The sequence below is a fragment of the Maribacter chungangensis genome, from assembly GCF_042676845.1.
Lineage (GTDB): Bacteria > Bacteroidota > Bacteroidia > Flavobacteriales > Flavobacteriaceae > Maribacter > Maribacter chungangensis.
Window position 1 is genome coordinate 587,272 of record NZ_JBHTHY010000006.1, and the last position, 6,000, is coordinate 593,271.

At 35.2% G+C, this 6,000-nt stretch carries 6 protein-coding genes; 3 read left to right on the forward strand and 3 right to left on the reverse strand.

Annotated elements, in window-relative coordinates; genetic code table 11:
* Nucleotides 1-266: 266 nt before the first annotated feature.
* Nucleotides 267-743 carry a DUF2267 domain-containing protein gene (locus ACFQZJ_RS10665; RefSeq protein ID WP_379934419.1) on the reverse strand — a complete coding sequence of 159 codons (477 nt, stop codon included), beginning with the start codon at nt 741-743 and terminating at the stop codon, nt 267-269.
* A gap of 220 nt (nt 744-963) precedes the next feature.
* Here ACFQZJ_RS10665 and ACFQZJ_RS10670 point away from each other — a divergent pair, with 220 nt between their 5' ends.
* Together ACFQZJ_RS10670 and ACFQZJ_RS10675 are read left to right on the forward strand one after the other, a co-directional pair.
* Nucleotides 964-1,803, forward strand: a complete 840-nt coding sequence (locus ACFQZJ_RS10670; RefSeq protein WP_379934420.1) for a universal stress protein — start codon at nt 964-966, stop codon at nt 1,801-1,803.
* A gap of 255 nt (nt 1,804-2,058) precedes the next feature.
* A complete protein-coding gene (locus ACFQZJ_RS10675) occupies nt 2,059-2,868 on the forward strand; it encodes a universal stress protein (protein ID WP_379934422.1) in 810 nt (269 codons plus the stop codon).
* Between the two features lie 66 nt (nt 2,869-2,934).
* On the opposite strand, the gene ACFQZJ_RS10680 is transcribed toward ACFQZJ_RS10675, so the two are convergent.
* Nucleotides 2,935-3,180: a cation transporter gene (locus ACFQZJ_RS10680; protein ID WP_379934424.1), complete on the reverse strand. Its 246-nt coding sequence runs from the start codon at nt 3,178-3,180 to the stop codon at nt 2,935-2,937.
* Between the two features lie 523 nt (nt 3,181-3,703).
* Nucleotides 3,704-5,134 carry a hypothetical protein gene (locus tag ACFQZJ_RS10685; protein ID WP_379934425.1) on the reverse strand — a complete coding sequence of 477 codons (1,431 nt, stop codon included), beginning with the start codon at nt 5,132-5,134 and terminating at the stop codon, nt 3,704-3,706.
* 129 nt (nt 5,135-5,263) lie between these two features.
* Between ACFQZJ_RS10685 and ACFQZJ_RS10690 the strand changes: the two genes are divergently transcribed.
* Nucleotides 5,264-5,818, forward strand: coding sequence for a hypothetical protein (locus tag ACFQZJ_RS10690; RefSeq protein WP_379934426.1), 555 nt, complete (start codon nt 5,264-5,266; stop codon nt 5,816-5,818).
* Nucleotides 5,819-6,000: the final 182 nt, after the last annotated feature.

The window sequence follows — 6,000 nt, forward strand, 5'->3', positions numbered from 1 at the left end:
GCATTATCCAATTTAAAGCTAAGTGGTGCATTTATATGCTCCAATTTTGGGGAAGTACTAAAAAAATAGTAAGCCAAATTAGGAGAACTACTTCATTTTTAGGGTTCCAAGGATAAACATAAGTAGTTAGGAATAGTTTCTTAATAAGTTCAACTAGGCACCCTCATTTGAAAATTCCCATCCTCTTAACAAACTATTAAAATACGCTATAAGGGCAGATAATACCACGGTGCCTTTTGTCTAACCTAGCATCTGTCCGTTTATGATCAGAAGGTTAAATTGGTGTAGATCATACTTCTCAAATCTTTTGGTAGTCCGTCTCGGATATCTTCCAATTCTCCCAAGGACACATATTCTCTTAGAAGGATAAAAGTAACATCGATATACCTTTCTACCAGATCATCATCATAGCCAAAATCGTTCACCGCTGCCGCACCATCAAACTTTCTTACAAGTTCAAAAAACTGTTCCATCCTTTTGATTTTAGGTTTTTTCTTTTTGAACGTCCAACCATTTACATAAGCTGCTTTCAGGAACATTGGCAATTGAGCAATGAGCTGCAGGGACTCTTGCACCGGAATAATCTCTCGCAACGCATACATTATAGACGTTAAAATCCGTCCTGCCTTCTCCGTATCCTTTCCAAGACTCAGTTCTTTGGCATAGTCCTTTAAAAAGGTATTCCCCTCCCTTGCATATTGATTAAAGTTGAGTGCCACGATTTCTTGGTTTAAGTGATGCATAAATTTGGATACTTTCAGCCATACCGGAAATGACTTTCGTCATTTTAAACCGATTTTTATGGAACTATCTTTGAATACGCAGAAGATGAAAACTTCCTCTGTACCGATAATATGCAGCACGTAAAGCGGCAATACATGAACTTAAAAAGGAAAAAATAGTGTTCCTTTCCTTTCATCCGTTTGGCAAACTCAAGGAAAAGACAGCTAAAAAGTATGAATTATGAAAAATATACTGATCCCAACAGATTTTTCCAAAAATGCTTGGAACGCCATAGTATATGCTATGCAATTTCTAAAAAATAAGAAGTGTACCATTTATTTCCTGCATACCTACACACCGGCTTTTTACCGAATGGACTATGCCCTTGGGGGTGCCATGTACAGCGCCATTCCTGATATAGGTGCAGATTCTGCCTTAGCCAAATTGGAAAAAACACTGGAAGATGTAAAGGCACAGTTCCCAGACCCAAACCATACATTAGAAATGGTATCGGCCTTTAATACGTTAACGGACGAGATATCGGAGCTAACCAAAAAAAAGAAGATAGACCTTATAATTATGGGCACACAAGGGGCAACGGGTGCAAAGCAACTGTTTTTGGGGTCCAATACCGTTTTTGTAATCCGAAAGGTCCGTACTCCTATTTTGGTAATCCCTAGCAATTACACCTTCGTTCCCGTTAGAAAAATACTTTTCCCCTCAGATTTCCGAAATACCTATAAAAACGAAGAGGTGCAGGTAATTAATGAGACCGCTGATCTACTCGATGCCGAAATTACATTACTTAACCTGTGGGAGGTATTCAAACTCGATAAAACTCAGGAAAAAAATAAGGATGTTTTACAAGCACTCCTTCATAACGCATCTTATAAAGAAGTGCAGATTCAAGGAAAGAAATTACCCAATGCCATATTGGATTATATAGCTTATAACGATGTTGACCTGTTGGCCATGATGAACAGAAATCACTCATTTTTTGAGCGCCTACTTATTAAACAGTCGGTAGACCAAATTGGATTTCATGTACGGATTCCATTTTTAGTAGTGTATGTGCAATAACCGTAAAACGAGAATTAAATGCTAAACCTTATCTGAATTCCCAACTAGTTTCCCTTTTAATTACAATGATAAATGATCCATAGGGGGGCAAGCCTAGGTGAATTAAAACCGGTAGCGAATAAAATGGCATTTGCAGTATACTATTCTTGATGATGTACGACCGATAGTTTTTAAAACAAAAAAAAGATTCACCTACATTTCTAAAAAATCCGATAAAAATTAAGCGCAAACGCTAAAATTTAAAACTTTCTTACTATGAAAAAAATACTACTGCCCACCGATTTCTCCCAAAATAGCGAAAACGCCATCAACTACGCAATTCAACTGTTTGAAAAAGAATCCTGTACGTTCTTTCTTTTGCATGCGTATTACAGTGCGCCATCTTCCCCAATAACTAAAACAGTTATGCAAAATAATCTAGATGAAGCGGTAAGTTCGCTCCAAAAAGACAACAAAAACAAAAGTTATGATTTTAAAGGAATCCTAATGACGGACTCTGTAGTAAATGCTATCAACATAACCTTTATAAACCAAGGAATAGACTATGTGGTCATGGGTACGCAAGGCTCCTCTGCCTTAAGGGAGGTGTTCTTGGGCAGTAATACCTTAAGTGTAATCAAACATATAGATCGTTGTCCGGTTCTTGTTGTTCCTACGGAATACCACTATCAAATACCAAAAGAAATTATGCTTGCAACGGATTATAAACATGCTTTTGTGCCGGCAGAACTAAATCCGTTAACTGCGTTTTCCAAACTATGGAATTCAAGAATATCGATCGTACATATTGCCACACAGGCCATTTTAAGTGATGCGCAACTAGCCAACAAAACGCTACTCAAAACAGCCCTTGACCAAACCGATTACGGATTTATCAACCTTAGAAAGCAAGACACTCTGGCCAATACCTTGTTGTCTTTCAAAAAAGAGGACAAAGACATAGCCCTATTTGCAATGATGCGAACAAAACATGGTTTTTTTGACACCATATTTCGGGAACCTGTTATAAAGACCATGGCATTTCAGACCCCAATACCATTTTTGGTGCTCCCAATGCTAAAATAAGCAGGCCTGTTACTTTACTTGCCTTCCGATCAAAATATTTGGTCGTAAGGAAAGTGAAGTTGGGGATTACACATGAGCTTTTTCAGAAGAGATACTACCAGAAATATACTGACTAACATCAGGTTTTGGCCCTAGACAGGAGGTTATCGGATAACCCAAGCGCCTTAATTCTTGTTTTACTTTTTCAAACGCCGGCTCACCGGCGTACAGAAAATAAAGCAGCCCATTTTCAATATTGATATTTAGAACACGTACGTCCAAGATACGGCTAAGGTTTCTAAGGATTCTTTTTTTGCATTCGTTGCACTCCATATTTCTCAATGTTGCAATTGCTTCTGAGTTGTATAAGCGTAATTTTTATCAACTATAATTTCTCTTATTTTTTGCAACAAGAATTTACTATCCAAACGATGTATTTCTTGCTAAAATCCTATATATTGGTCAAAAGAGAGCAATAAACCTATATATGCCTTACTAGTATTTTCGCTATATCTTTTAATTTGCAGCAAGGTTTTAAAGGGTTCAAAATCTGTCATATACAACTTTAGTATGGGTTATGCGTAATCTAAGAAATAATTACATACAACCGAACTAAATAGGCGGTATATACGTAGTTTTTTGCTAAATTGCTTATATCGGTCTAGTATATGAAATGTAGCGTGTAAATAGACGCTAACTTTTCGGATTATATACGAGCCAAATTTTTTAATTTTCTTTTTATCTTATTTTCTAAAAAAGCCAAATTAAAAAATTTGGCGGTCTTTGCAAATACATACATACCTCTCGGAAAGCCTGTAATAGCTATGTTTTATATATATTGTTAGCTGTAGTCTTTTCACTTCAGTAATATTTTCAAACTTTCTACAGAGGTCTTGACTGTCTTGTCATTCATTAAATATGATAGTTTTCCTTTATAGTCATTTGTAATGTATTTTATTAAGTCATTAACTGGTGGTGAAGTAATACTAGGCTTAACTATTTCTAATAATTCTTTGAATTTTCTTTGTGCTAGCGGAAATTGAAGTCTACTACTAATTCTCGAATCCGTAAAAGATAATCCAGCAATATTGGCTTGATGAGAATCAAGGCTTGAAAGAATCTCTGTGTAGATTTCATTTGCAGAAGCTGCGACACCATTGCCATTTGTCAGGAATGTCTCAACAATTGCTATAATGAATTTCTTTTCTACAGATTTCGGTATTTTCAGCGGTTGTCCAATAATTCTCAAAAGTTGTCTTGCAAAAGCAGGTTCATTATAAAAATTATTAAAACCTCTATGTGCTGATAAAAGATTGTCAATCGTATTGTCAATTTCAATTGCTCTTAAATCGTCTGGAATGTAGCTTTCTGCATTTACAATTTGTAAAAACTCTCTAGATAATTTCTTCTCGTCTTGACTGTTATTTGCTGTATAATGAGCATATTTTAATCCAAAAGACTGTTTTACATCTTCGTCAACACGTTCCCAAATTTCGGGTAATAAAAGATTTATATTTTGGTGAGTTTGACTTGTGGTTTCTAATCTCACATAAATTCCGAAAAATCCTGATGCAAGATTATTAATTTGTTCTTGAGTTAAACCAGTAGTAAAAACTGAAATTTCTTGAGCATCACTAGCACTAATCGCTGTGTTTTTTACACCTTGTAGTAGTTGCTTAATTCTTATTGTGACATTTGATATAGGTAATGTAATTACTTCTTTTATACAGGTTTCAAGCCAAGAAACTAATTGTAAACCTGTTATTTGACTATTATTTGGATGTGCTGCACTTGCCCAATTCCGCATATAGTTTATATATTCTAAATGTTTAAACCCAAGGTCAGATATTAAACCTATTTCTTTAGCACCTTTGATTAAATCGTAGTCATCTACTTTGTTTAAATCATTTTCATCTTTTAAACGTTTTCTTCTGTCTCCTGTTACTGCGTTATCATAAAAAAACTCAATATCATATTGAGAAACACGTTTCCTTATTTGTAAGATTGTTTCATCCCATAGGTAGTTTAGAGATGCATCAAAAAGTCCAGAAGCAGTACTTGCTATAAATTTTGATAGATAAAGAGATTGTTGCTTTTCCTCTGGTGCAATTTGATTTAAAACAGTATCTAAATTCTTGAATACATTTACTCTCTCTGGAATTTCAACAAATACACTTTCAGTTGGTAATGAGTGCAAGTTCAAGACCTGTTTTAATCCAGTTTCAAATTCATTCAATTGGATTAACCCATCCTGTGATTGTTGATTTTGAGGTAAATTTTCATTCATATTCTCGATTTTTTTTTAGATTACAGCTAACAACTAGTTACCCAACATTTTGGCAAAAATCAGCATTTAGATGAATCTGTAATAAGAAACTTACAATTCTTCCGTTCTTATTTTTGAAGAACCGAACCAATGAAATACAAATTGCTTGTCCTCGCTATTGGATTATTTTTAAATCAAACTTATTCGCAAGAGGTAGAAAAATCCATTTTCAATATACAAACAGGAGTTTTAGGGTTTTGGGCGAATAATGAGTTGCGACTAGCAAATCATTGGACATTACATTCCGAAATTGGACTTGATGGTTCTGTAATAACAAAGGAAATAAGCGGCGGAGAATTTCCAATATTTCTTCCTGTAATTTCAGTCGAACCAAGATATTTTTATAACCTGCCTAAAAGACAAGCAAACAACAAAGACATTTATCATAATAGTGGCAACTTCTTTTCATTAAGTATGAAATGGTATCCCAATTGGTTTTCATTATCGCAAAAGGAAAATACGAGAATAGGAGATGATATTTTTATTATTCCAACTTGGGGCATAAAAAGAAACATCAATTGGAATTTTAATTATGAACTTGGCGGAGGTGTAGGACTCGGTATTCCTGCAAGTAACAAGGAGGCAGGTGCTATACTTAGACCTGTTTACAATATTTTGCTTAGAATAGGCTACAAATTTTATTGAAATTAACGTTCCGCACACAATCAGAACGCAGATGGACTTTACTCAGACGCAACTGTTGTGTTGATGGACTTACAAATCTTATGGAAAAGCTAACTCGGACGGAAAAAACGTTGGGTAATAACTAAGCATATGGCGCGCCGATAGGCTAGCGCTATATGACTTGTTGACTGATCCGGGGTTTG